The sequence below is a fragment of the Pseudomonas sp. UBA6699 genome (genome assembly GCF_002454615.1).
GTDB lineage: Bacteria > Pseudomonadota > Gammaproteobacteria > Pseudomonadales > Pseudomonadaceae > Aquipseudomonas > Aquipseudomonas juntendi.
Genome location: NZ_DKJF01000083.1, coordinates 33,695 through 55,691, shown reverse-complemented (window position 1 = coordinate 55,691; position 21,997 = coordinate 33,695). Strand labels below are relative to the sequence as shown.

Annotated in this window: 22 protein-coding genes; 13 read left to right on the top strand and 9 right to left on the bottom strand. The window is 62.1% G+C overall.

Annotation, left to right across the window (positions count from 1 at the left end; translation table 11 throughout):
- Nucleotides 1–60: 60 nt before the first annotated feature.
- Nucleotides 61–648, bottom strand: a complete 588-nt coding sequence (locus tag B3361_RS16615) for a TIGR00730 family Rossman fold protein (protein WP_054904953.1) — start codon at nt 646–648, stop codon at nt 61–63.
- A 349-nt stretch (nt 649–997) separates the two neighbouring features.
- Here B3361_RS16615 and azu point away from each other — a divergent pair, with 349 nt between their 5' ends.
- Complete coding sequence (azu, locus tag B3361_RS16610) at nt 998–1,447, top strand: azurin (protein WP_029885725.1); 450 nt, start codon at nt 998–1,000, stop codon at nt 1,445–1,447.
- 108 nt (nt 1,448–1,555) lie between these two features.
- Here azu and nadE read toward each other — a convergent pair whose 3' ends face one another.
- A complete protein-coding gene (gene nadE, locus B3361_RS16605) occupies nt 1,556–2,383 on the bottom strand; it encodes an ammonia-dependent NAD(+) synthetase (RefSeq protein ID WP_009683309.1) in 828 nt (275 codons plus the stop codon).
- Nucleotides 2,384–2,386: 3 nt separating this feature from the next.
- Nucleotides 2,387–3,592, bottom strand: coding sequence for a nicotinate phosphoribosyltransferase (gene pncB, locus B3361_RS16600; protein WP_009683308.1), 1,206 nt, complete (start codon nt 3,590–3,592; stop codon nt 2,387–2,389).
- A 467-nt stretch (nt 3,593–4,059) separates the two neighbouring features.
- On the opposite strand from pncB, the gene B3361_RS16595 reads away from it, so the two are divergent.
- The 6 genes from B3361_RS16595 to B3361_RS16570 all read left to right on the top strand — a co-directional run bounded on the left by B3361_RS16595 (nt 4,060) and on the right by B3361_RS16570 (nt 10,574).
- Nucleotides 4,060–5,196, top strand: a complete 1,137-nt coding sequence (locus B3361_RS16595; RefSeq protein WP_054904952.1) for a branched-chain amino acid ABC transporter substrate-binding protein — start codon at nt 4,060–4,062, stop codon at nt 5,194–5,196.
- Between the two features lie 158 nt (nt 5,197–5,354).
- Nucleotides 5,355–6,269: an ABC transporter permease subunit gene (locus tag B3361_RS16590; RefSeq protein ID WP_009683306.1), complete on the top strand. Its 915-nt coding sequence runs from the start codon at nt 5,355–5,357 to the stop codon at nt 6,267–6,269.
- A gap of 2 nt (nt 6,270–6,271) precedes the next feature.
- Complete coding sequence (gene livM, locus B3361_RS16585; protein WP_054904951.1) at nt 6,272–7,573, top strand: high-affinity branched-chain amino acid ABC transporter permease LivM; 1,302 nt, start codon at nt 6,272–6,274, stop codon at nt 7,571–7,573.
- On the top strand, nt 7,570–8,445 hold the full coding sequence (locus B3361_RS16580) for an ATP-binding cassette domain-containing protein (RefSeq protein WP_054904950.1): 876 nt from the start codon (nt 7,570–7,572) through the stop codon (nt 8,443–8,445). The genes livM and B3361_RS16580 overlap by 4 nt, the downstream gene beginning before the upstream one ends.
- Nucleotides 8,442–9,158 (top strand): ABC transporter ATP-binding protein, encoded by a 717-nt coding sequence (locus B3361_RS16575; protein WP_009683302.1) that lies wholly within the window; start codon nt 8,442–8,444, stop codon nt 9,156–9,158. The genes B3361_RS16580 and B3361_RS16575 overlap by 4 nt, the downstream gene beginning before the upstream one ends.
- A gap of 648 nt (nt 9,159–9,806) precedes the next feature.
- Nucleotides 9,807–10,574: an SDR family oxidoreductase gene (locus tag B3361_RS16570; RefSeq protein ID WP_054904949.1), complete on the top strand. Its 768-nt coding sequence runs from the start codon at nt 9,807–9,809 to the stop codon at nt 10,572–10,574.
- Between the two features lie 35 nt (nt 10,575–10,609).
- Here the strand turns inward: B3361_RS16570 and B3361_RS16565 are convergent, their stop codons facing one another.
- The 3 genes from B3361_RS16565 to B3361_RS16555 all read right to left on the bottom strand — a co-directional run bounded on the left by B3361_RS16565 (nt 10,610) and on the right by B3361_RS16555 (nt 12,977).
- The gene (locus tag B3361_RS16565) at nt 10,610–11,707 is read right to left on the bottom strand and encodes an AGE family epimerase/isomerase (RefSeq protein ID WP_029885719.1); all 1,098 of its coding nucleotides are present in this window, start codon (nt 11,705–11,707) and stop codon (nt 10,610–10,612) included.
- A gap of 108 nt (nt 11,708–11,815) precedes the next feature.
- Nucleotides 11,816–12,448 (bottom strand): TetR family transcriptional regulator, encoded by a 633-nt coding sequence (locus B3361_RS16560; protein WP_054904948.1) that lies wholly within the window; start codon nt 12,446–12,448, stop codon nt 11,816–11,818.
- 121 nt (nt 12,449–12,569) lie between these two features.
- A complete protein-coding gene (locus B3361_RS16555; RefSeq protein WP_054904947.1) occupies nt 12,570–12,977 on the bottom strand; it encodes a hypothetical protein in 408 nt (135 codons plus the stop codon).
- Nucleotides 12,978–13,313: 336 nt separating this feature from the next.
- Here B3361_RS16555 and B3361_RS16550 point away from each other — a divergent pair, with 336 nt between their 5' ends.
- Nucleotides 13,314–15,380: an AsmA family protein gene (locus tag B3361_RS16550; RefSeq protein WP_154211063.1), complete on the top strand. Its 2,067-nt coding sequence runs from the start codon at nt 13,314–13,316 to the stop codon at nt 15,378–15,380.
- 352 nt (nt 15,381–15,732) lie between these two features.
- On the opposite strand, the gene B3361_RS16545 is transcribed toward B3361_RS16550, so the two are convergent.
- Nucleotides 15,733–16,263 (bottom strand): ferritin-like domain-containing protein, encoded by a 531-nt coding sequence (locus B3361_RS16545; RefSeq protein ID WP_009683295.1) that lies wholly within the window; start codon nt 16,261–16,263, stop codon nt 15,733–15,735.
- 47 nt (nt 16,264–16,310) lie between these two features.
- Nucleotides 16,311–16,652 carry an osmotically-inducible lipoprotein OsmE gene (gene osmE, locus B3361_RS16540; protein ID WP_009683294.1) on the bottom strand — a complete coding sequence of 114 codons (342 nt, stop codon included), beginning with the start codon at nt 16,650–16,652 and terminating at the stop codon, nt 16,311–16,313.
- A 123-nt stretch (nt 16,653–16,775) separates the two neighbouring features.
- On the opposite strand from osmE, the gene B3361_RS16535 reads away from it, so the two are divergent.
- The 3 genes from B3361_RS16535 to B3361_RS16525 all read left to right on the top strand — a co-directional run bounded on the left by B3361_RS16535 (nt 16,776) and on the right by B3361_RS16525 (nt 19,124).
- Nucleotides 16,776–17,666: an esterase/lipase family protein gene (locus B3361_RS16535; protein ID WP_009683293.1), complete on the top strand. Its 891-nt coding sequence runs from the start codon at nt 16,776–16,778 to the stop codon at nt 17,664–17,666.
- A 92-nt stretch (nt 17,667–17,758) separates the two neighbouring features.
- Complete coding sequence (locus tag B3361_RS16530; RefSeq protein WP_054904945.1) at nt 17,759–18,046, top strand: PsiF family protein; 288 nt, start codon at nt 17,759–17,761, stop codon at nt 18,044–18,046.
- A gap of 70 nt (nt 18,047–18,116) precedes the next feature.
- Nucleotides 18,117–19,124, top strand: coding sequence for an AI-2E family transporter (locus tag B3361_RS16525; protein WP_009683291.1), 1,008 nt, complete (start codon nt 18,117–18,119; stop codon nt 19,122–19,124).
- A 113-nt stretch (nt 19,125–19,237) separates the two neighbouring features.
- On the opposite strand, the gene B3361_RS16520 is transcribed toward B3361_RS16525, so the two are convergent.
- On the bottom strand, nt 19,238–20,503 hold the full coding sequence (locus B3361_RS16520) for an Hsp70 family protein (RefSeq protein ID WP_029885714.1): 1,266 nt from the start codon (nt 20,501–20,503) through the stop codon (nt 19,238–19,240).
- A 175-nt stretch (nt 20,504–20,678) separates the two neighbouring features.
- Here B3361_RS16520 and cbpA point away from each other — a divergent pair, with 175 nt between their 5' ends.
- Together cbpA and B3361_RS16510 are read left to right on the top strand one after the other, a co-directional pair.
- On the top strand, nt 20,679–21,632 hold the full coding sequence (cbpA, locus tag B3361_RS16515) for a curved DNA-binding protein (protein WP_054904944.1): 954 nt from the start codon (nt 20,679–20,681) through the stop codon (nt 21,630–21,632).
- A 2-nt stretch (nt 21,633–21,634) separates the two neighbouring features.
- Nucleotides 21,635–21,940: a chaperone modulator CbpM gene (locus tag B3361_RS16510; RefSeq protein ID WP_009683288.1), complete on the top strand. Its 306-nt coding sequence runs from the start codon at nt 21,635–21,637 to the stop codon at nt 21,938–21,940.
- The last annotated feature ends 57 nt before the right edge of the window (nt 21,941–21,997 follow it).

The following is a 21,997-nucleotide window of genomic DNA, read 5'->3' as shown; positions in this document are numbered from 1 at the left end:
ATAGAATCTCCCACAGGTACAATGCTCGCTTTAGGATTTTGTGCAGCCCCTGAATCTGGCTTAGTCAGGCTTCTTGTCGACCCACTTCGGCGCCACCGGCGCGACAAAGCGGTCCATCGCGCCCAGCAGTTCATCCGGCTGCTGCCCCAGCAACAACATATCCCGGTGCTGCGGGCGCACGAAACCCTCCTCGACGATATGGTCGAGGAACCCGCCAAGCTTGTCGTAGAAGCCGTTCACATCCAGCAGCCCCAGCGGCTTGGCGTGGTAGCCCAGTTGCCCCCAGGTCCAAACCTCGAACAGCTCTTCCAGCGTACCCAGGCCACCCGGCAAGGCGATGAACGCGTCGCTCAACTCGGCCATGCGAGCCTTGCGCGCATGCATGCCATCGACCACTTCCAGCCGCGTCAGGCCTTTGTGGCCGACCTCGGCGTCCAGCAGGCTCTGCGGAATGATCCCTACCACGTCGCCACCCGCTGCCATCGCGGCGTCGGCTACCACGCCCATCAAGCCAACTGCACCACCGCCATACACCAGCGTCCAGCCTCGGCGGGCAATCGCCTCGCCCAGCGCGACCGCCGCCTCACGGTAGGCGGGGTTGCTGCCAATGCTGGCACCACAAAACACACAAACGGAACGTACAGGCATTACTCACCTCCAGTCATTCAGGGTGACAGGGTACGGTGGCTGACCGTCGCCTCCAAGGCCGTGTTCATTCCGGGCGAGAAAACTCGCAGATGGCGCCGGTAGCGCCGTGGGCGTAGGCGGCGAGCAGGCTGTTCAGAAACTGGGAGATGGGCATTTGGTATTGCTCCTAAATGAGAGGTTGTCCCATCGTCCAATAAAAGGGCATGATGTGCTCTTAGATTGGTTGTATACAATCCATTGAACAATTCAACTGACTGGCCACTTGACACCCCCTTGACCCATATCAGCAGGGTGCTGAACGGTTTCAGGCAGTCTCGCAATTGATAAAACCCTGCCAAGGAGATTCATGATGTTTGCGAAAGCTGTAGCGGTATCCCTGCTGACCCTCGCCAGCGCCTCTGTCTTCGCCGCCGAGTGCTCGGTAACTGTCGACTCCACCGACCAGATGTCCTTCAACACCAAGGAAATCACCGTCGACAAAAGCTGCAAGGAATTCACGGTCAAACTGACCCACTCCGGCAACCTGCCGAAGAACGTCATGGGCCATAACCTGGTGATCAGCAAGACTGCCGACATGCAGGGCATTGCGACCGAAGGCATGAGCCAGGGCCTGGAAAAGGACTACATCAAGGCTGACAACGCCGCGATCATTGCCCATACCAAAATGATCGGCGCGCCGGAAAAAGAAACCGAAGTGAAGTTCGACCCTTCCAAGCTGGAAGCCGGTGGTGACTACAGCTTCTTCTGCACCTTCCCGGGCCACATCTCGATGATGAAAGGCAAGGTTGTCGTCAAGTAATCAGCTGACGCCGAGCCCTGTAGGGGCGGCTTTACCCGCGAATGCGGTGCCAGTTCCACCATCGCATTCGCGGGTAAACCCGCTCCTACAGGCATTGTTACAGCCTGATCAAGGGGCGAACGGCAATTCGCGCTTGTGCTGGGTCTTGCGGTAGGTGGCCACGATGATGTCGAACGCTGCCTGGTCGACCGGCTGCCCATGCAGGAACGCGTCGATCTGCTGGTAGGTCACCCCATGCGAGGCTTCGTCCGGTTTGCCCGGTGCCAGGTCTTCCAGGTCTGCAGTCGGCACCTTCTCCACCAGTGACTCCGGCGCGCCAAAACTGCGTGCAATGGCCCGCACCTGGTTTTTTACCAGGCCGCTCAGCGGCGCCAGGTCGCAGGCACCATCACCAAACTTGGTAAAGAAGCCCATCACCGCTTCGGCGGCGTGGTCGGTACCGATCACCAGCCCTGCGCGCGCGCCGGCGATGGTGTATTGGGCCACCATGCGCGTGCGTGCCTTGACGTTGCCTACCACGAAGTCCACCAGCGCCGGCGAGCCGCTTTTCAATTCCACCACTTCAGCCGCCAAGGCGCGCACTGCCGGGGCGATGTCCACGGTGTGCACTTCGTCGGCCCTGATCACGTCCAGGCAGGCCTGGGCGTCATGTTCATCATGCTGCACCTGGTACGGCAGGCGAACGGCGATGAAGGTATAAGCCTGGTCACCGGTTTCGGCGCGCAGTTCGTTGATGGCGCGCTGGGCGAGCAGGGCGGCGGTCAGCGAGTCGACCCCGCCGCTGATGCCCAGTACCAGGGTCTTGAGCCGGGCGTTGGCCAGGCAGTCCTTGATGAACGCCACGCGCCGGGCAACTTCTGCCTCTAGCGCGGCCGCGTCGGCGAACGGCGGCTGGACCTTCAGCGCCTGGGCAATTTCTTGCTGAACCGCTTGCATGGGTTACTCCTTGCTGGGGACTTTGAATACGTGACGCATGTAGGCAACGAAGTTGGCGTCGCGGCACTGGGTCTTGGCCGCTTCGTCGGAAATCTTGGCCACCGGTGCGCCGTTGCAGTCGGTCATTTTAAGCACGATGCTCATGGGGACCACACCCGGTATGTCGCAGGTCAGGTTGGTACCGATGCCAAAGCTGACGTTGATGCGCCCGCGCAGGGCCCGGAAGATTTCCAGGGAGCGGGTGAGGTTGAGGCTGTCGGAAAACACCAGGGTCTTGGTCATCGGGTCGATACCCAGTTTCTGGTAATGGGCGATCGCTTTCTCGGCCCAGGCTACCGGCTCGCCGGAGTCGTGGCGCAAGCCATCGAACAGCTTGGCGAAGTACAGGTCGAAATCGCCGAGGAAGGCATCCATGGTGATGCAGTCGGTCAGGGCGATACCGAGCAGGCCGCGGTACTCGCGCACCCAGCAGTCCAGCGCGGCGATCTGGCTATCGATCAGCCGCGGGCCCAATTGCTGGTGCGCCATGATCCACTCGTGAGCCATGGTGCCCAGCGGCTTGATATCCAGTTTCCATGCCAGGTCGACGTTGCTGGTGCCGACGAAACGGCCAGGGAAGTCGTCGCGCAGTACCCGGACCACTTCCTCCTGCACGCGGCTGGAAAAGCGCCGGCGGGTGCCAAAGTCGGCTACCTGCAGTTCGGCCAGTTCGTCGTCGCTGGCGTGGGCGCGCAGCCAGTCGAACTTGCGGTACAGCTGGTCGCGTGCCTCGGCCAGGCGCATATGTGGGTGCAGGTGGCGGTTGCGCACCTCGCTGATGATCGCCAGCAAAGGCACTTCGAACAGGATCACATGCAGCCAAGGGCCTTTGAGGCGCAGGAACAGCTGATCGTGCTCGATGCCGAGGTGCACATAGCGCAGGTTGAAGCGAAACAGCCGCAAAAACCGCAGGAAGTCGGGCTTGAGGAAACTGATGCGCTCCAGAAACCCCAGCTGGCCATCATCGAGCGTGAGGTCGTTGAGTACCTCCAGCTGGTGGCGGATTTCGCCTAGATACGGCCGCAAGTCCTCGCCGTTGCGGCAGCGGAATTCCCATTCGACATCGGCGTCCGGGTAGTTGTGCAGCACACCCTGCATCATGGTGAGTTTGTAGAAATCGGTGTCGAGCAGGTTGTGCACGATGCGCTCGGCGAATGCGCTCTCGCTCATCAAAGGGGCTCCGGAGGCGGCGAATGGGGGACATTGTGCCAGCCTTTTCGGCCTTGTTGTGTCTGCGCTGGCCTGTTCGCCGGTGAACCCGCGCCTGCAGGGCCGCGTATCTGCCAAATCCGCGTGTTTTTCGGTGCACCCGCCAGCCTTGAAACGGTGCTGCCTGTAGCAGTCACGCACCACGGGTGTGCAGTTCGGTGACGTCTGCTGTTACAGGCCGGTTGCACGTAAACACATGGCAGGGTTGCAATGATGGCACCCATTGGTTGCTCCTTGTCTGTACGGGTGGTGGCGCCCGGCGCGTGGCAGACGGTTGCACGCTCAATAAAGAAAAGGCCGTCGGTCGCCTGTGCGCGCCGGTGGTGGTGTGATTTTCCGTAAGACAAAACCGATGGCACGGCCCTTGCTCTGAGCATTGGGCTGAGAAGTTGTAGTGCCAACCAAAAAAACTCTAGGAGCACCACCTCATGTCGCAGACGTTTTACAAGAAAGGTTTCCTGGCGCTTGCCGTAGCCACGGCACTGGGTGTTTCTTCGTATGTCCAGGCCGACGTCAAGATCGGCGTAGCGGGGCCAATGACCGGGGCCAACGCAGCGTTTGGCGAGCAATACATGAAAGGTGCGCAAGCTGCGGCCGACAAGATCAACGCCGCGGGTGGCGTGAATGGCGAGAAAATCGTACTGGTCAAAGGCGATGACGCCTGCGAACCGAAACAGGCCGTTGCCGTAGCCAACCGCCTGGTCGACCAGGACCAGGTGATCGGGGTGGTCGGCCACTTCTGTTCGTCCAATACCATCCCGGCCTCCGAGGTGTATGACGAGGCCGGCGTGATCGCCATCACGCCCGGTTCGACCAACCCACAGGTCACCGAGCGCGGCCTGAGTGCCATGTTCCGCATGTGTGGCCGTGACGACCAGCAGGGCGTGGTCGCCGGCGACTACATTGTCGACGTGCTCAAGGGCAAGAAAGTCGCGGTGCTGCACGACAAGGACACCTACGGCCAAGGCCTGGCTGATGCCACCAAGGCACAGCTGGAAAAACGCGGCGTCAAGCCTGTGTTGTACGAAGGCCTGACCCGTGGCGAGAAAGACTTCAGCGCCGTGGTTACCAAGATCCGTGCTGCCGGTGCCGATGTGGTCTACTTCGGCGGCCTGCACCCGGAAGCCGGCCCGCTGGTGCGTCAACTGCGCGAACAGGGCCTGAAGGACGTCAAGTTCATGTCGGATGATGGCATCGTCACCGATGAGCTGGTGTCTACCGCCGGCGGCGCGCAGTACGTCGATGGCGTGTACATGACCTTCGGCGCCGACCCGCGCCTGCTGCCAGACAGCAAGGCCGTGGTCGAGGAGTTCCGCAAGGCGGGCACCGAACCGGAAGGCTATACCCTGTACGCCTACGCCTCGCTGCAGGCGCTCGCCGCCGCCTTCAACGGCGCCAAGTCGAACAAGGGCGAAGACGCTGCCAAGTGGCTCAAGGCCAACCCGGTGCAGACCGTCATGGGCGAAAAGAAGTGGGACAGCAAGGGCGACCTGACCGTGTCCGACTACGTGGTCTACCAGTGGGACAAGGACGGCAAGTACCACCAGCTGGACAAACAAAAATAATAACGGCCACCCGCCCGGGTTGCGCATGCGCCCGGGCCTGAGCCCCTGCGGTACCTGTCCTTATTCGGAGACCTGCACGGTCGTGCACTGCTGGGGCCGCATTGTCCGTGGCCTTGCGTGGTCGGCATGCGTGCAGTCTCGCTCAGTGAGATTGCGTTATGGATGGTATTTTCCTGCAGCAACTGGTCAACGGCCTGACCCTCGGGTCGGTCTATGGCCTGATCGCCATCGGCTACACAATGGTCTATGGCATTATCGGCATGATCAACTTCGCGCACGGCGAGGTGTATATGATTTCCGCCTACCTGGCGGCGATCAGCCTGGCATTGCTGGCCTATTTTGGCGTCGAGTCGTTTCCCCTGCTGATGCTGGGCACGCTGTTGTTCACCATCGTCGTCACGGGGGTGTACGGCTTCACCATCGAGCGCATCGCCTACAAGCCGCTGCGTAACTCTACCCGCCTGGCACCGCTGATCAGCGCCATCGGCATTTCGCTGATCCTGCAGAACTACGCACAGATCAGCCAGGGCGCTCGCCAACAAGGCGTGCCAACCCTGCTCGAAGGCGCCATGCGCATCGATGTCGGCACCGGCTTCGTGCAACTGACCTACACCAAGATCTTCATCCTGGTGGCGGCATTCCTGGGCATGGGCCTGCTGACCTATGTGATCAAGTACACCAAGCTCGGTCGCATGTGCCGCGCTACCCAGCAAGACCGCAAGATGGCCTCGATCCTGGGCATCAACACCGACCGGGTCATTTCCTACGTATTCGTCATTGGCGCAGTGATGGCCGCCCTGGCAGGTGTGCTGATCACCATGAACTACGGCACCTTCGACTTCTATGCCGGCTTCATCATCGGTATCAAGGCATTCACCGCTGCAGTGCTCGGTGGCATTGGCTCCTTGCCGGGCGCCATGCTCGGCGGAATCATCCTGGGGATCTCCGAATCGCTGTTCTCCGGCCTGATCAACTCCGACTACAAGGACGTGTTCAGCTTCTCGCTGCTGGTGATGATCCTTATCTTCCGCCCACAAGGCCTGCTGGGTCGCCCGCTCGTGGCTAAGGTGTGAACATGTCGATTGCCAAAATTGCTTCTGCTTCTGAAACCAAAGGTTTCGATATCAAACGCAGCCTGCTCGAAACCCTCGTCGCCGGCCTGCTGGCGCTGATCGTGTTCGGCCCGATCGTCGGCGTGGTGCTCGACGGTTATACCTTCAACGCCGAACCCCGCCGCGTGGCCTGGCTGGTAGGTGGCGTGATGCTCGGGCGTTTCCTGCTCAGCCTGTATGTGCAGACCGCTGCCGGCCGGCGCATGCTCGAAGGCTTCGACAGCGGTGGCTCGGGCGTGCATGTGCGGGCGCCGAACCATGTGTCGCGGCTGCGCTACATCATCCCGGCGCTGATCGTGATTGCCATCGTCTTCCCGATCTTCGCCAACAAGTACCTGCTGACCGTGGTCATCCTCGGCCTGATCTATGTGCTGCTGGGCCTGGGCCTGAACATCGTGGTCGGCCTGGCCGGCCTGCTCGACCTGGGGTACGTGGCCTTCTACGCCATTGGCGCCTACGGCCTTGCACTGGGTTACCAGTACCTTGGCCTGGGCTTCTGGAGTGTGCTGCCGCTGGCAGCCATTGCGGCGGCCCTTGCCGGGTGCATCCTGGGCTTCCCGGTGCTGCGCATGCACGGTGACTACCTGGCAATCGTGACGCTGGGCTTTGGCGAGATCATTCGCCTGGTGCTGAACAACTGGCTGTCGTTCACCGGCGGCCCCAACGGCATGCCGGCGCCGTCGCCGACCTTCCTTGGCCTGGAGTTCGGCCGCCGGGCCAAAGACGGTGGGGTGCCCATCCATGAGTTCTTCGGCTTTGCCTACAACCCCAACCTCAAGTTCGTGTTCATTTATGCGGTGCTGTTCATGGTCGTGCTGGCCGTGCTCTACATCAAGCACCGCTTGACCCGCATGCCGGTCGGCCGGGCCTGGGAAGCGCTGCGCGAAGACGAGATCGCCTGCCGTTCGATGGGTCTGAACCACGTGCTGGTCAAGCTCTCGGCCTTCACCCTGGGTGCTTCCACCGCGGGTTTGGCCGGCGTGTTCTTTGCCACTTACCAAGGCTTCGTCAACCCCTCGTCGTTCACCTTCTTCGAGTCGGCCTTGATTCTCGCCATCGTCGTGCTGGGTGGCATGGGCTCCACCGTGGGCGTCGTCATTGCGGCATTCGTGCTGACCGTGGCGCCCGAGTTGCTGCGCAGCTTCTCCGAGTACCGGGTGCTGCTCTTCGGTGTACTGATGGTGTTGATGATGATCTGGCGACCGCGGGGGCTGATCCGCATCAGCCGTACCGGTGTGACCCCGCGTAAAGGAGTGGCGCCATGAGCGACGAAATCATTCTGTCGGTCGACAACCTGATGATGCAGTTCGGCGGCATCAAGGCGCTCAGCGACGTGAGCCTGAAGGTCAGGCGCAACCAGATCTTCGCCCTGATCGGCCCCAACGGCGCCGGCAAGACCACGGTATTCAACTGCCTGACCGGTTTCTACAAGGCCAGTGGCGGGCGCATCGAACTGAACGTGCGCGGTAGCCACACCAATGTGATCCAGCTGCTGGGCGAGCGTTTCCAGGCGGTCGACTTCGTTTCGCCGGCACGCTTTGCCAGCCGCCTGTACTACAAGATGTTCGGCGGCACCCACCTGGTCAACCGCGCGGGCCTGGCGCGCACCTTCCAGAACATCCGCCTGTTCAAGGAAATGTCGGTGGTGGAGAACCTGCTGGTGGCCCAGCACATGTGGGTCAACCGCAACCTGCTGGCAGGGGTATTCAATACCAAGGCCTACCGCAAGGCCGAAAGCGATGCGCTGGACCACGCCTTCTACTGGCTGGAGGTGGTCGACCTGGTCGACTGCGCCAACCGCCTGGCCGGTGAGTTGTCGTATGGGCAGCAGCGCCGCCTGGAAATCGCCCGCGCCATGTGCACGCGACCGAAGATCATCTGCCTGGACGAACCGGCGGCGGGCTTGAACCCGCAGGAAACCGAGGCACTTAGCCAGATGATTCGTGTACTGCGTGACGAGCACGACATCACCGTGGTGCTGATCGAACACGACATGGGCATGGTCATGAGCATTTCCGACCATATCGTGGTATTGGACCACGGCAACGTGATTGCCGAGGGTGCGCCACAGGACATCCGCAACAACCCGACGGTGATCGCTGCCTACCTGGGTGCAGACGAAGAGGAACTGGTATGAGTGCACCCATTCTCGAGCTGAAGGACCTGGACGTGTTCTATGGGCCGATCCAGGCGCTGAAAAAGGTATCGATGCACATCAACGAAGGTGAGACGGTCAGCCTTATTGGCGCCAACGGGGCCGGCAAGTCGACCCTGCTGATGTCGATCTTCGGGCAGCCGCGGGCGGCTTCCGGGCAGATCGTCTACCGTGGCACCGACATTACCCGCAAGTCATCGCACTACATTGCTTCCAACGGCATCGCCCAGTCGCCGGAAGGGCGCCGGGTATTCCCCGACATGAGCGTCGAGGAAAACCTGATGATGGGGACCATCCCCATTGGCGACAAGCATGCCGACGAAGACATGCAGCGCATGTACGAACTCTTCCCGCGCCTAAAAGAGCGGCGTAACCAGCGGGCCATGACCATGTCCGGTGGCGAGCAGCAGATGCTGGCGATTGCCCGGGCGCTGATGAGCCGGCCAAAATTACTGTTGCTGGACGAGCCCTCACTGGGGTTGGCACCCATCGTGGTCAAGCAGATCTTCTCGACCCTGCGGGAACTGGCGAAGACCGGCATGACCATTTTCCTGGTGGAGCAGAACGCCAACCACGCCCTGAAACTATCGGACCGTGCCTACGTGATGGTCAACGGGCAAATTCGCATGACCGGGACTGGGCAAGAGTTGTTGGTCAACGAAGAAGTGCGCAGCGCTTACCTGGGTGGGCATTAGTTCCCCCTAGGGGCCGCGATCCATGCCCGGTCGCGGTCCCCTGTAGGAGCGGCCTTGTGTCGCGATGGGCTGCAATGCAGCCCCCTTCCCATGTGGACAACTCAACCTAACCGGGCGCTCAACCCGTTCACCCACAGCTACCCAACCCCGCTTCCCGCAAGCCAAATCTTTTCCACCGATAATGTGGAACCGCCTGTGGAAAACATGGTGGTATCCCCCTCCAACCCAACACCATCAAGCCCTACAGCCTCTTGATCATTTTTTGATCAGTGCACCCCTGTGGATTGTTTTCCTAGGCAAATCACGTCATTCCAACCACTGCCAGCACTGCGCAAATTCTGTGGATAACTCTGTGTAAAAGCCTTGGACACCCCGCTACAGGCGGCATGCTTGAAAGCCTTGCGCCACCACCGAAAAGAATGCCGCCGACCAGGACGGGCTGAAAGGGTTCCGCCGGACAGCGAAGTTGCCCCCAATCCGTGGGGAAAGCCCTGTGGATAACATGCGCATAGCTGGCGCGGAGGCTTCTGCCACAAGGGTTTGCCGCACATGAACAAAAAATGACCAGCTGCCTTTTCGGCTTGCCGCCAGCGTTGGCCACGGGCATGCTGCAAAGCTGCCATGACCACCCACTGCGAGGAACAGAGCATGTCATCCACCGTATTCATCACTGGCGCCACGTCGGGTTTCGGCGAGGCCACAGCCCGCCGTTTCGCCGAAGCCGGCTGGAAGCTGGTGCTAACCGGTCGTCGCAAGGAGCGCCTGGACGCCTTGTGCGCCGAGCTTTCTGCCAAGACCGAAGTACATGGCCTGGTACTCGATGTGCGTGACCGCAAAGCCGTGGAGCAGGCCATTGCCAGCCTGCCAGCCGGCTTCGACAAGCTGCAGGGCCTGGTCAACAACGCCGGCCTGGCGCTGGGCGTGGATGCGGCGCAGAACTGCAGCCTGGACGACTGGGAAACCATGGTCGACACCAACATCAAGGGCTTGATGTACACCACCCGCCTGCTGCTGCCACGGTTGATTGCCCATGGCCGTGGGGCGTCGATCCTCAACGTCGGTTCGGTGGCCGGCAACTATCCGTACCCGGGCAGCAACGTGTATGGCGGCACCAAGGCCTTTGTCGGGCAGTTCTCGCTGAGCCTGCGCTGCGACCTGCGTGGCACAGGTGTGCGCGTGAGCAACATCGAGCCGGGCCTGTGCGAAAGTGAATTTTCGCTGGTACGGTTTGGTGGTGACCAGGCCAAGTATGACGCCACCTACGCCGGCGCCGAGCCTATCCAGCCGCAGGACATTGCCGAGACCATCTTCTGGATCCTCAACCAGCCCGCGCACATCAACATCAACAGCCTTGAGCTGATGCCGGTGAGCCAGGACTGGGCCGGGTTCTCGATCGACCGGTCGGTCAAGGGCTGAGCCAGGGCCGCTCGGCGGCCACAGCCGCGAAGGCTTCAGCTCAGGCGCTGCAAGCCTTCCAGGCAAGTTGCCAGGTGGTAGGGCGTAGTCGAAGGCATGTCATGCCGGCTGACGGCACCCTCGCCATCCCGGCATTCGTACCAGCCAGCCTCGCGCAGGAACCGCGCTTCCAGCACCTGCAACTGTTCAGGCAACCTGGCTTCACCGCCAGCGCGCAGCACCAGCGCACGCAGGTACTCCGCCTGTGCCCAGATGCGCTGGGTGGCGTCCAGCACCTGGCCGTCCACGCCCAGCATGGCGAGCACTGCGCCACCCTGCACCCCTTGTTGTTCGGCGTAGCTGAACGCCCGGTCGATCGAGGCATGCAGCGGCGTATCTCGCAGCAGCGGGGAGGTGTGCAACAGGTAGAACCATTCGAACTGGTGGCCAGGCTCGTACCAGTTATCCACAGCCCCGCGCGGTTTCTCCAGCATCAGCCCATGGGCCGGTTCGACGAAATGCGCCTGGAGTGCTGCACACAGTTGCAGCAGTGACTGCCGGGTATGTTCGTCGTCGCGAACAGCCAGTACCTGCAGGAAGGCCTCGGCCAGGTGCATCTGTGGATTCTGCAGGGGCCCGCTGCCCAGGTCTGCCCAATCCTCGCCCAGGCTTGCTTCGTACAGGCCATCGTCCCTGGCGAACTGCTGGTCGATGATGTCGAGGCCGGCATTGAGTGTGGATTCCACCAGGCTTTCGCCGACCTTGCCCCAGTAATGCGCGCAGGCAAAGACGATGAAGGCGTGGGTATACAGGTCCTTGCGCCGGTCCAGCGGGTTGCCCTGGGCATCGATGCTGTAGAACCAGCCCCCGTGCTCCGCGTCGTGAAAGTGCTTCTGCAACGAGCGGAACAGCGCGGCTGCACGCTCGGCGGCGCCCGGTTGTTCGATGCGGCTGCTGAACAGGTACAACTGGCGGGCGCAGGCCATGGCCCGGTAGCGCTGTACCGGTAACGGCCGGTGCTGGGCGTCGAGGGCTTCGTAGGGCAGTGCCATGTCGGCATTCCAGCCAGGGCCTTGCCACATTGGCACGATGCGCTCGGCGAAGTGCTGGTTGAAACGGGCCAGTGCGGGCAGGGTAGGGCGGGGGTCGGACATGTCGGCGCTCGTGGCTGTCGGGCAGGGCGCCATGGTAGCAGAAGTGGGGTTTTCGGTAGCCGGTGGTGCGCTTGCCCGGCTGGCCGGGCGGGGTTGAGCGAAAGGCGATCAGCCCGGGTTGCCTAACCCTTGCCAATGCCGCGCCCCGACGAAGATGAAGCGCAACTGCTGAGTGATCTTTTCCTGTGGCGACAGGGCCTGTGGATAACCCGCTTCTGGGCTGTCGATCAGCTCGGGCAGGGTGGCGAACACCGTTTTCACCACCAGGTCGGCCATCACCGTCAGCGCCGCGCTGTCCAGGTGCTGCCAGCGTTTCATGCGCGCAAGGTCGGTGGCCAGGTCGTCGCTTATGTTCTGACGCAGGCGGGCAATGGCCTGGCGCACCGGCTGTGACCCACCATACTGTTCCCGCGCCAGGAACAGAAACAGTGCGCGGTGGGCGGCGACTACATCGAGAAAGATGCGCACCGAGGCGTCGGTGATGCCGCCCAGCTCGAATTCGTTGTGGCGGACCAGGCGAATGGTCTGGCGGAAGGTGGTATTGATCTCGGCCACCAGGGCCAGGCCCAGGGCGTCCATATCCGGGAAGTGCCGGTAGAAGCCGGTTGGCACGATGCCGGCTGTTTTCGCAACTTCGCGCAGGCTGATGCTGCCAAAGCCCCGGCCACTTTCCATGAGCTGGCAGGCGGCATCGAGCAGGGCCTGGCGAGTCTGTAGCTTCTGTTCGGCGCGCGGCAGCATGGTGCGGGCTTCTGTGACGGTGAGGCTGGGCACTCTAGTTAAAAAAACGAAGCCCGGTCAATGACCGGGCTGGGAGGGGAGCAAGCGGTGTGACACAGGTTGTTCTTTTCAGCCATGGCAATCAGCTCACGTGGCTGATTGCAACCAGGCGATCCGAACCACCTTCGGCCACGCGGCCGGACTGTTCGATGAGGCGATCCGAACCACCTTCGGCCACGCGGCCGGACTGTTCGATGAGGCGATCCGAACCACCTTCGGCCACGCGGCCAGATTGTTCGATCAGGCGATCCGAGCCACCTTCGGCCACGCGGCCGGACTGTTCGATGAGGCGGTCCGAACCACCTTCGGCCACGCGGCCGGATTGTTCGATCAGGCGGTCCGAGCCACCTTCGGCGACTGTTTTCAGCGGTTGGGCAATTTCGACAGCGCTCGAACGCGATTCCGCAGTGAGGTGTTGTTCTGCCGCTGGCAGGGCAAAGGCGTTGGCGGCCAGGATGGACAGGGTCAGGGTCAGCAGTTGGCGTTTCATGATTCGGTGCTCCTTTCGGGGGCTGGAAAGTGGGTACGAAGCCAATGCTACGCCGGGTAACGCCAGAGAGAAGTTCATACGGGTAATGGTAACAATCGACCATATTGATAGAGCTCGGCGAGCGCTCTGTTAAGCGCCTTGCAGGCTCGTTGATGGCAAAATGCCGAGGCTGTTGTGGGGTAACATGAGCGCGGCCGCGCCACGATTTGCTGAGCGAATGGCCAGGAAAAACTTCGCTAAGATGACGCTCCCGATAAAACCCCACGGGTTTTCATCAGTCCCAGATACTAAGTGCCCCGCCGCGCCTGTTTCGAGCCCCGCAAGGAGAATCACGCAATGACGCGTCCCGCCAGAATCCTCGTCTGGACCCTCGCCACCCTGCTCACGCTGCTGGCAATACTGGTAGTGGTGATCGCCACCTTCGACTGGAACCGCGTCAAGCCGTTGCTCAACGAGAAGGTGTCCGAGGCCTTGCATCGGCCGTTCGCAATCAACGGCAACCTCGCCGTGCATTGGCGTACCGAGCCAGAAGAAGGCGGTTGGCGTGCCTGGGTGCCATGGCCGCACTTCACCGCCGAAGACCTGACCCTGGGCAACCCGGAGTGGTTGCAGGAGCCGAAGATGGTGGACCTGGAGCGCGTAGAGTTCCGCCTGGCGCCACTTCCGCTGTTGGTACAGAAGATCAGCATTCCGCGCATCAACCTGACCAAGCCCACGGCCAGCCTGACCCGGTTGGCAGATGGCCGGGCCAACTGGACATTCGATGTCGGGCCGAAGGACGAAAACGAGGCACCGTCCAAATGGCAGTTGGACATTGGTGCCATCGGCTTTGACCAAGGCAATGTCAGCTTCGACGACCAGACCTTGAAAACCCGCATGAAGGTGCAGGTTGACCCATTGGGCAAGCCAATCCCCTTCAGCGAAATCGTTGGCAAGGCCAGCGCTGAAAAAGCCGGCGGAGCGCAGGATTACGCCTTTGCTTTCAAGGCCCAGGGCCGCTACAAGGGGCAGCCGGTGTCTGGCACCGGCAAGATCGGTGGCCTGCTGGCGCTGCAGGACGCCACCCAGCCGTTCCCGTTGCAGGCCGACGTGCGCATTGCCGATACGCACGTGGTGCTTGCCGGCACCCTGACCGACCCACGCAACCTGGGTGCCCTTGACCTGCGCCTGCGCCTGTCGGGCGCCAGCCTGGGCAACCTCTACCCCTTGACGGGGGTGACCTTGCCCGACACCCCGGCCTATTCCACGGACGGCCGGCTCAGCGCCAACCTGCATGCAGCCGAAGGTGCGCGTTTCAAGTACGAGGGTTTCAACGGCAAGATCGGCGACAGCGACATCCACGGCGACCTGGCCTTCGTCGCCAGCCAGCCACGGCCCAAGCTGACGGGCAAGCTGGTGTCCAACCAGCTGCTGTTCAAGGACCTGGCGCCGCTGATCGGCGCTGACTCCAATGCCGAGCAGAAGGCCCGTGGTGGGGCCAGCAAGCAACCGGCCGGCAAGGTGCTGCCGGTCGAAGAGTTCCGCACCGATCGCTGGGGCGCCATGGACGCCGACGTCACCTTTGCCGGCAAGCGCATCGTGCACAGTGCGCAACTGCCGTTCAACGACCTGGCGGCGCATGTGATTCTCGATGACGGGCTGCTACGCCTGGAGCCGCTGCGGTTTGGCGTGGCCGGTGGCAACCTGGCCTCCAACATTCGCCTGGATGGGCGCAGCGTGCCGCTGCAAGGGCGGGCACAGTTGACCGCCCGTGGCTTCAAGCTCAAGCAATTGTTCCCCGGTTTCGCGCCCATGCAGACCAGTTTTGGTGAGCTCAATGGCGATGCCGATATCAGTGGCCGTGGCAATTCCGTCGCTGCCCTGCTAGGCACGGCCAATGGCGACCTGCGCATGTTGGTCAACGATGGCGCCATCAGCCGCAGCCTGATGGAGATTGCGGGTTTGAACGTGGGCAACTATGTGGTCGGCAAGCTGTTTGGCGATGAGGACGTGCAGATCAACTGCGCGGCGGCCGATGTTGGCATCAAGGACGGCTTGGCCTCGACCCGGCTGTTCATCTTCGACACCGAGAACGCGATCATCTATATCAATGGCACGGCGAATTTTGCCAGTGAGCAGTTGGACCTGAAGATCACCCCTGAATCGAAAGGGCTGCGGCTGTTCTCGCTGCGTTCGCCGCTGTATGTACGCGGGCCATTTGCCAAACCCAATGCGGGTGTACAGGCGGTGCCACTGGCGTTGCGCGGTGCGGGCATGGTGGCGTTGGGGGTTGTGGCAGGGCCTGCAGCCGGTTTGCTGGCGCTGATTGCACCCAGCAGTGGCGATGATCCGAACCAGTGCACACCGCTGTTGCAGCAGATGAAGGCGGGCAAGGCACCCGCTGCGGTGAAAGGGCGTAAATAGCAGCCAGCTATGTTGCCGGCCATTACCACCCGCGGGCGCTGTTTGAGGTGCGGGTTTACCCGCGAATGCGGTGGCGGAGGCGACGGTGAATGGCCAGGAGAGAGCCGCCGGTAGGCCCGGCCTCTTCGCGGGTGAACCCGCCCTGACAAGGGGCACTAAGCACCTAATGCCAGTCAGTTAAGTAATTTGGGGCCGCTTTGCGACCCTTCGCGGGCACGCCCGCTCCTACAGGTAATCGCGCATGTCTTGATTTCAGCGCCAAACCTGTGGGAGCGGGCGTGCCCGCGAAGGGCTGCAAAGCAGCCCCAGTAACGCTTAACTGACTGGCATTCCGCTAAGCGCCCCCTGGTCCTTACAAGCCTTGCAGCAAGTCGGACATGTCGTCTGCGTGCTCTTCTTCCTGCGCCAGGATGTCTTCGAAGATGCGGCGGGTGGTAGGGTCTTTGTCGCCGATGTACTGGATGATTTCGCGGTAGCTGTCGATTGCGATGCGCTCAGCGACCAGGTCTTCCAGCACCATCTCCTTCAGGGAGTTACCGGCCACATACTGAGCATGCGAGTTCTTGGTCAGGTTGTCGGGGTTGAAATCCGGCTCGCCGCCCAACTGCACGATGCGCTCAGCCAGCTTGTCAGCGTGCTCGGCTTCCTGGTTGGCATGCTCAAGGAATTCGCTCGCGGCAACGCTTGCCTTGATACCGCTGGCCATGAAGTAGTGGCGCTTGTAACGCAGCACACACACCAGCTCGGTCGCCAGGGACTCGTTCAGCAGGCGCAGGATCTGTTCGCGGTCGGCGTGGTAACCCTCGGTCACGGCGCCTTGCTCAACATGCTGGCGGGCACGTTCGCGCAGGGTTTTTACATCGGTCAGTTCTGTAGCACTCATATTCATCTCCGAAAGCATCAGGGTGGTCGTGGCATGCAGGGTGAGACTTACGCGCCGTGAACGGCCTCGCTGTCTTCTTCGCGTTGTTTACAGGTTTTGAAGCCCTTGGCATCAACATGGCCGGTGGCGTCGAAACGCACGTAATACGGTTGTTGCTTGCCATCGTGGTTAAGAATGTAGTCGTTGCAGGTGCCCCCGTGCGGCAGGTCGATCACATTCGATGGGCTACCGCCAATGGCGATAACCTTCTGCATGGTCATGCCGTGCTCCACCTGCTTGACCAGCGGTTCGTCACGGTAGGTGACGTAGTCGACCGGGTTTTCCGGGCGGCTGCCGCAGGCGGCCAGGGTGGCGCTTGCCAGAAGGATTGCCAGGGTCTGCTTGTACATGGTCCCGCTCCTTGCAAAGGGTCTGTGTGGTTTTGAACAACAGCGCGCGCCAGGAGTTCGATTGCGATGCCCACGAAAGCCGCTGTAGGGTTGGCCAAACCTCCACGCAAAGGGTCAGGGGCAATGCAGCAGGATTTGGCTACGCAATACCCCTTGGTACTGGTGCCAGGGATGCTCGGGTTCGTCCGGGCGGGGTTCTATCCCTACTGGTTCGGTATTGTCCCGGCCTTGCGCAAAGGGGGCGCGCGGGTGTTCCCGGTACAGGTTTCGCCGCTGCACAGCAGTGAGGTGCGCGGCGAGCAACTGCTGACCATCATCGAAGACATCTGCAGGCGCACAGGCGCCGCCAGGGTCAACCTCATCGGCCACAGCCAAGGCGCCCTGAGTGCGCGTTATGCAGCCGCCAGGCGGCCAGCCAGGGTGGCATCGGTCACCTCGGTGGCCGGGCCCAACCATGGCTCGGAGCTGGCCGACCACCTGCAACGCACAGCGCCGGGGGATTCGCCCCAGGGGCGTATGCTGAGGGCGGTGCTGCATGCCCTTGCCGTGGTGCTGGGGTGGCTGGAAACCGGTTGGCGGCGCGACCCGTTGCCGGTGGATGTGCATGCCTCGCATCAGTCGCTGACCAGCGCCGGGGTGGCACTGTTCAACCAGGCTTACCCACAGGGCTTGCCGGCCACCTGGGGCGGGGAAGGTGCCCATGAAGTCAACGGAGTGCGCTATTACTCATGGTCCGGCACCTTGCAGCCCGGGCTGACCGACCGGGGGCGCAACCGCTTCGATGGCAGCAACCGTTTCTGCCGCCTGTTCGCCCGCAGCTTCGTCAGGGAAAAGGGCCAGTGCGACGGTATGGTGGGGCGCTTCAGCTCGCACTTGGGGCAGGTGATCGGTGACGATTACCCGCTCGACCACCTGGATATCGTCAACCAGCAGTTCGGCGCCGTAGGGCGGGGTGCCGAGCCGGTGCGGCTGTTCACCGAACACGCCGCGCGGCTCAAGGCGGCAGGCCTTTAACGGCGGATGTGGGGGGGCTGGGGGCTGAAATTCTTGGCTACACTCTCACCTCGACACCCGTGCATCGGGCACGGAGCCCAGGAGACCACTCCATGAAAGTGCTGCACATTCCGTTACTGGCCCTGGCGTTGATGTTCAGCGCCCAAGGCTTCGCTGCCAACACCGCGCAGCAGGAAAAAATGAAAGCCTGCAATGCCGACGCCACCGCCAAGGCCCTCAAGGGTGATGAGCGCAAGGCCTTCATGAGCACCTGCCTGAAGAAGAGCGCCCCGCAAACCCAGCAGGAAAAGATGAAAACCTGCAACGCCGACGCCACCACCAAAGCCCTGAAGGGGGACGAGCGCAAAGCGTTCATGAGTGACTGCCTGAAGAAGAAGTGACCTGCGCCTATGCCTGCGCCGTCAAGGCTGGCAGACTGCGGGCATTCCCGCTGTCTGCCTTCGAGGCTGTATGACCTTTACCCCGCGTCAGATTACCTTGGCCAGCCTGATCATCGTCATGGCCGGCCTGCTGCTGGCTTTGCCGCTGAAGTTATTGCCCAGCCTGCTGGCCGGCTTGCTGGTGTTCGAACTGGTCAACATGCTGACCCCGCGCCTGCAACCCTTGCTGGCCGGGCAACGCGCGCGCTGGCTGGCGGTGGCGCTGCTGGGCACGCTGGTGGTGCTCAGCCTGAGCCTGCTGATTGCCGGCGCGTTCAGCTTCCTGCTGCACGAGGCGGAAAACCCCGGTGCCTCGTTGGACAAGTTCATGGCCCTGGTCGAACAGGCCCGCAGCCAGCTGCCGCCGTTCATCGAAGCCTACCTGCCCGCCAGTGCTGCCGAATTCAAGGTCGCCATCGGCGACTGGATCAAAAGCCACCTCAGCGACCTGCAACTGGTCGGCAAGGGCATGGCGCACATGTTCGTCACGCTGCTGATCGGCATGATCCTCGGCGCCATCATTGCCTTGCAGCGCATTCCCGATGTGTCCCGCCGCAAGCCGTTGGCGGCGGCACTGTTCGAGCGCCTGGCCCTGCTGGTACAGGCGTTTCGCAACATCGTCTTCGCCCAGATCAAGATTTCGCTGCTCAACACGGCCTTTACCGGCATTTTCCTGGCAGTGGTGATGCCGCTGTTCGGGGTGCACCTGCCGCTGACCAAGACGCTGATCGTACTGACCTTCCTGCTGGGGCTGCTGCCGGTGATCGGCAACCTGATGTCCAACACCCTGATCACCATCGTCGGCTTGTCGCTGTCGATCTGGGTGGCGGCGGCGGCGCTGGGCTACCTGATCGTCATCCACAAGGTCGAGTACTTCCTCAACGCCCGTATTGTGGGTGGGCAGATCAGCGCCAAGGCGTGGGAGCTGCTGCTGGCGATGTTGGTGTTCGAGGCGGCGTTCGGGCTCCCTGGGGTGGTGGCGGGGCCGATCTACTATGCCTATCTGAAAAGTGAGCTGAAGCGGGCCGAGCTGGTTTGAAGCGGCAAGCGGCTAGCGGCAAGCTACGAGCGGCAAGCTACAAGTTGCAAGTTGCAAGCTGAGCACCTATAGATGCACTAACACCTCTCAGCTTGTAGCTTGTAGCTTGTAGCTTATCCGTACCGCTTGCGCGCTTCGATCGCCAGCCCACTACCAATACTGCCAAAGATATTGCCCTCCACATGCCGCGCATTGGGCAACATCGCCGACACGCTGTTGCGCAATGCCGGAATCCCGCTGGAACCACCGGTGAAGAACACCGTGTCGACCTGGCCTTCGCTCACCCCGGCCTTGGCCAGCAGCTCGCTCACGCTGCCGCGCACACGCTCCAGCAACCCCTCAATGGCCTCTTCGAACAGCACCCGGGTCAGTTCGGCAGACAGTTCAGGCTCGACCCGGTGCAGGTCGATGCGGCGGCTGTCGCGCTCGGTCAGTTCGATCTTGCTGGCTTCCACTTCCATCGCCAGCCAGTGCCCGGCACGCTGCTCGATCAGCTTGAACAGCCGGTCGATGCCGAAGCTGTCCTCGATGTCGTAGCGCATGCTGCCCAGCGCCAGCTGCGACTTCTGCGAGTACAGCGCGTTGATGGTGTGCCAGGTGGCCAGGTTGAGGTGGTAGCTGGTCGGCATCAGGGCGCCGCTTTTCATGCGGCTGCCGTAGCCGAACAGCGGCATCACGCCCTGCAGGCTCAGCTGCTTGTCGAAGTCGGTACCGCCGATGTGCACGCCGCCCGTGGCCAGGATGTCGCCCTGGCGCTCGGCCAGCAGGTGGCGCTCTGGCGACAGGCGGATCAAGGTGAAGTCCGAGGTACCCCCGCCAATGTCGACAATCAGTACCAGCTCTTCGCGGCTGATGGTCGACTCGTAGTCGAACGCGGCGGCAATCGGTTCGTACTGGAACGACACGTCCTTGAAGCCGAGCTTGCGTGCCACCTCGGCCAGGGTGTCCTCGGCCTCCTGGTCGGCGGCCGGGTCTTCGTCGACGAAGAATACCGGGCGCCCCAGCACGACCTGGTCGAACTCGCGGCCCGCGGCCGCCTCGGCACGCTTTTTCAGCTCGCCGATGAACATGCCCAGCAGGTCCTTGAACGGCAAGGCACTGCCCAGCACGCTGGTGTCGTGCTTGATCAGCTTGGAGCCCAGCAGGCTTTTCAGCGAGCGCATCAGGCGGCCTTCGTAGCCTTCCAGGTACTCGTGCAGTGCCAGGCGGCCATAGACCGGGCGCCGCTCTTCAATGTTGAAGAACACCACCGAGGGCAAGGTGATCTTGCCATCTTCCAGGGCGATCAGCGACTCGACCCCAGGGCGGTGCCAGCCAACCGTGGAGTTGGAGGTGCCAAAGTCGATGCCCAGGGCACGGGCCGGGGTTACGTCAGACATGGGAAAAGGCTTCCGGAGGCAAAACGGCCGCGCAGTTTATGCCAGTTGGCTACAGAATCAAGACCAGTCGTCTGCGATGGAGCAAAGCCAAGGCGGTCTTGAAAGGCTATGCTTGACCCCTATCTTCAGTAGCATCTTCAGTTGCAACACGCACTTTCACATTGGTGATCCACAGATGGACTTCAAAGACTATTACAAGATACTTGGCGTAGAGCCCACGGCGGACGAGAAGGCGATCAAGGCCGCGTACCGCAAGCTGGCACGCAAGTACCACCCCGATGTCAGCAAGGAACGCGACGCCGAGGAAAAATTCAAAGAGGCCAATGAGGCCTACGAGGTGCTGGGCGACGCGCAGAAACGCGCCGAGTTCGATGAGATCCGCAAGTATGGCGGCCAGCACGGCCGGCCATTCCAGGCGCCACCGGGCTGGGAAAACCGTGGTGGCGGTGGCGGCTTCGAGGGCGGCGATTTCTCCGACTTCTTCAGCTCGATATTCGGCAACCGTGGTGGCAACCCCTTCGGTGGTGGCCGGCAGCAGCAACGCAGTGCCGGCAGGCGGGGGCAGGACGTGGAACTTGAATTGGCCGTATTCCTTGAAGAAACCCTGAGCAAGGAGTCCAAGCAGATCAGCTTCCAGGTGCCGCAAACCAATGCCATGGGCCAGCGCACCGGTTTCACCACCAAAACCCTGAACGTGAAGATTCCGGCCGGGGTCACCGATGGCGAGCGTATCCGCCTCAAGGGCCAGGGCGCGCCGGGCAGTGGCGGCGGGGCCAATGGCGACCTGTTCCTGACCATTCGCATGGCACCGCACCCACTGTTCGATGTTGAAGGCCATGACCTGATCATCACCGTGCCGCTGGCGCCATGGGAGGCTGCGCTGGGCACCAAGGTTGCGGTACCCACCCTGGACGGCAAAATCAACCTCACCATCCGCCCGGACAGCCAGAGCGGCCAGCGCCTGCGTGTACCGGGCAAAGGCCTGGCGAGCAAGAACGGTGAGCGCGGTAACCTGTATGCACAGCTGAAGGTGGTGATGCCGCCGGCATCCGACGAGTCTGCCCGCGAACTGTGGGCGAAGCTCGCCGAGAAAGCGGCGTTCAACCCGAGGACACAATGGAGTAAGTGATCATGAGCAGCACCCTGATCGTTCAACTGGACATGCGTACCCTGTGTCAGGAAGCCGATGTCACGGCGGACTGCGTGATCGAAATCGTCGAACACGGCATTGTCGAGCCTTCTGGCCGAACGCCAGAGGACTGGCTGTTTGACGATCAGGCGCCGTTGTTGGCCAAGCGCGCGGCCAAGCTGCACCGGGAACTGGAGCTGGAGTGGGAAGGGGTGGCGCTGGCGCTGGAGCTGTTGCAGGAAGTGCAGCAGCTGCGCAGCGAGAACAGCATGTTGAAGCAGCGGCTGGGCAGGTTTACCCAGATGTAGGCTTGCGCGCCGGCCTTTGTGGGAGTGGCCTTGTGTCGCGAAAGGGCCCTCCACAAG

Excerpts from the sequence above, each read along its gene's own strand:
- B3361_RS16615 (WP_054904953.1), bottom strand. The coding sequence starts at position 648 with ATGCCTGTACGTTCCGTTTGTGTGTTTTGTGGTGCCAGCATTGGCAGC.
- azu (WP_029885725.1), top strand. The coding sequence starts at position 998 with ATGTTTGCGAAAGCTGTAGCGGTATCCCTGCTGACCCTCGCCAGCGCC.
- nadE (WP_009683309.1), bottom strand. The coding sequence starts at position 2,383 with ATGCAAGCGGTTCAGCAAGAAATTGCCCAGGCGCTGAAGGTCCAGCCG.
- pncB (WP_009683308.1), bottom strand. The coding sequence starts at position 3,592 with ATGAGCGAGAGCGCATTCGCCGAGCGCATCGTGCACAACCTGCTCGAC.
- B3361_RS16595 (WP_054904952.1), top strand. The coding sequence starts at position 4,060 with ATGTCGCAGACGTTTTACAAGAAAGGTTTCCTGGCGCTTGCCGTAGCC.
- B3361_RS16590 (WP_009683306.1), top strand. The coding sequence starts at position 5,355 with ATGGATGGTATTTTCCTGCAGCAACTGGTCAACGGCCTGACCCTCGGG.
- livM (WP_054904951.1), top strand. The coding sequence starts at position 6,272 with ATGTCGATTGCCAAAATTGCTTCTGCTTCTGAAACCAAAGGTTTCGAT.
- B3361_RS16580 (WP_054904950.1), top strand. The coding sequence starts at position 7,570 with ATGAGCGACGAAATCATTCTGTCGGTCGACAACCTGATGATGCAGTTC.
- B3361_RS16575 (WP_009683302.1), top strand. The coding sequence starts at position 8,442 with ATGAGTGCACCCATTCTCGAGCTGAAGGACCTGGACGTGTTCTATGGG.
- B3361_RS16570 (WP_054904949.1), top strand. The coding sequence starts at position 9,807 with ATGTCATCCACCGTATTCATCACTGGCGCCACGTCGGGTTTCGGCGAG.
- B3361_RS16565 (WP_029885719.1), bottom strand. The coding sequence starts at position 11,707 with ATGTCCGACCCCCGCCCTACCCTGCCCGCACTGGCCCGTTTCAACCAG.
- B3361_RS16560 (WP_054904948.1), bottom strand. The coding sequence starts at position 12,448 with ATGCTGCCGCGCGCCGAACAGAAGCTACAGACTCGCCAGGCCCTGCTC.
- B3361_RS16555 (WP_054904947.1), bottom strand. The coding sequence starts at position 12,977 with ATGAAACGCCAACTGCTGACCCTGACCCTGTCCATCCTGGCCGCCAAC.
- B3361_RS16550 (WP_154211063.1), top strand. The coding sequence starts at position 13,314 with ATGACGCGTCCCGCCAGAATCCTCGTCTGGACCCTCGCCACCCTGCTC.
- B3361_RS16545 (WP_009683295.1), bottom strand. The coding sequence starts at position 16,263 with ATGAGTGCTACAGAACTGACCGATGTAAAAACCCTGCGCGAACGTGCC.
- osmE (WP_009683294.1), bottom strand. The coding sequence starts at position 16,652 with ATGTACAAGCAGACCCTGGCAATCCTTCTGGCAAGCGCCACCCTGGCC.
- B3361_RS16535 (WP_009683293.1), top strand. The coding sequence starts at position 16,776 with ATGCAGCAGGATTTGGCTACGCAATACCCCTTGGTACTGGTGCCAGGG.
- B3361_RS16530 (WP_054904945.1), top strand. The coding sequence starts at position 17,759 with ATGAAAGTGCTGCACATTCCGTTACTGGCCCTGGCGTTGATGTTCAGC.
- B3361_RS16525 (WP_009683291.1), top strand. The coding sequence starts at position 18,117 with ATGACCTTTACCCCGCGTCAGATTACCTTGGCCAGCCTGATCATCGTC.
- B3361_RS16520 (WP_029885714.1), bottom strand. The coding sequence starts at position 20,503 with ATGTCTGACGTAACCCCGGCCCGTGCCCTGGGCATCGACTTTGGCACC.
- cbpA (WP_054904944.1), top strand. The coding sequence starts at position 20,679 with ATGGACTTCAAAGACTATTACAAGATACTTGGCGTAGAGCCCACGGCG.
- B3361_RS16510 (WP_009683288.1), top strand. The coding sequence starts at position 21,635 with ATGAGCAGCACCCTGATCGTTCAACTGGACATGCGTACCCTGTGTCAG.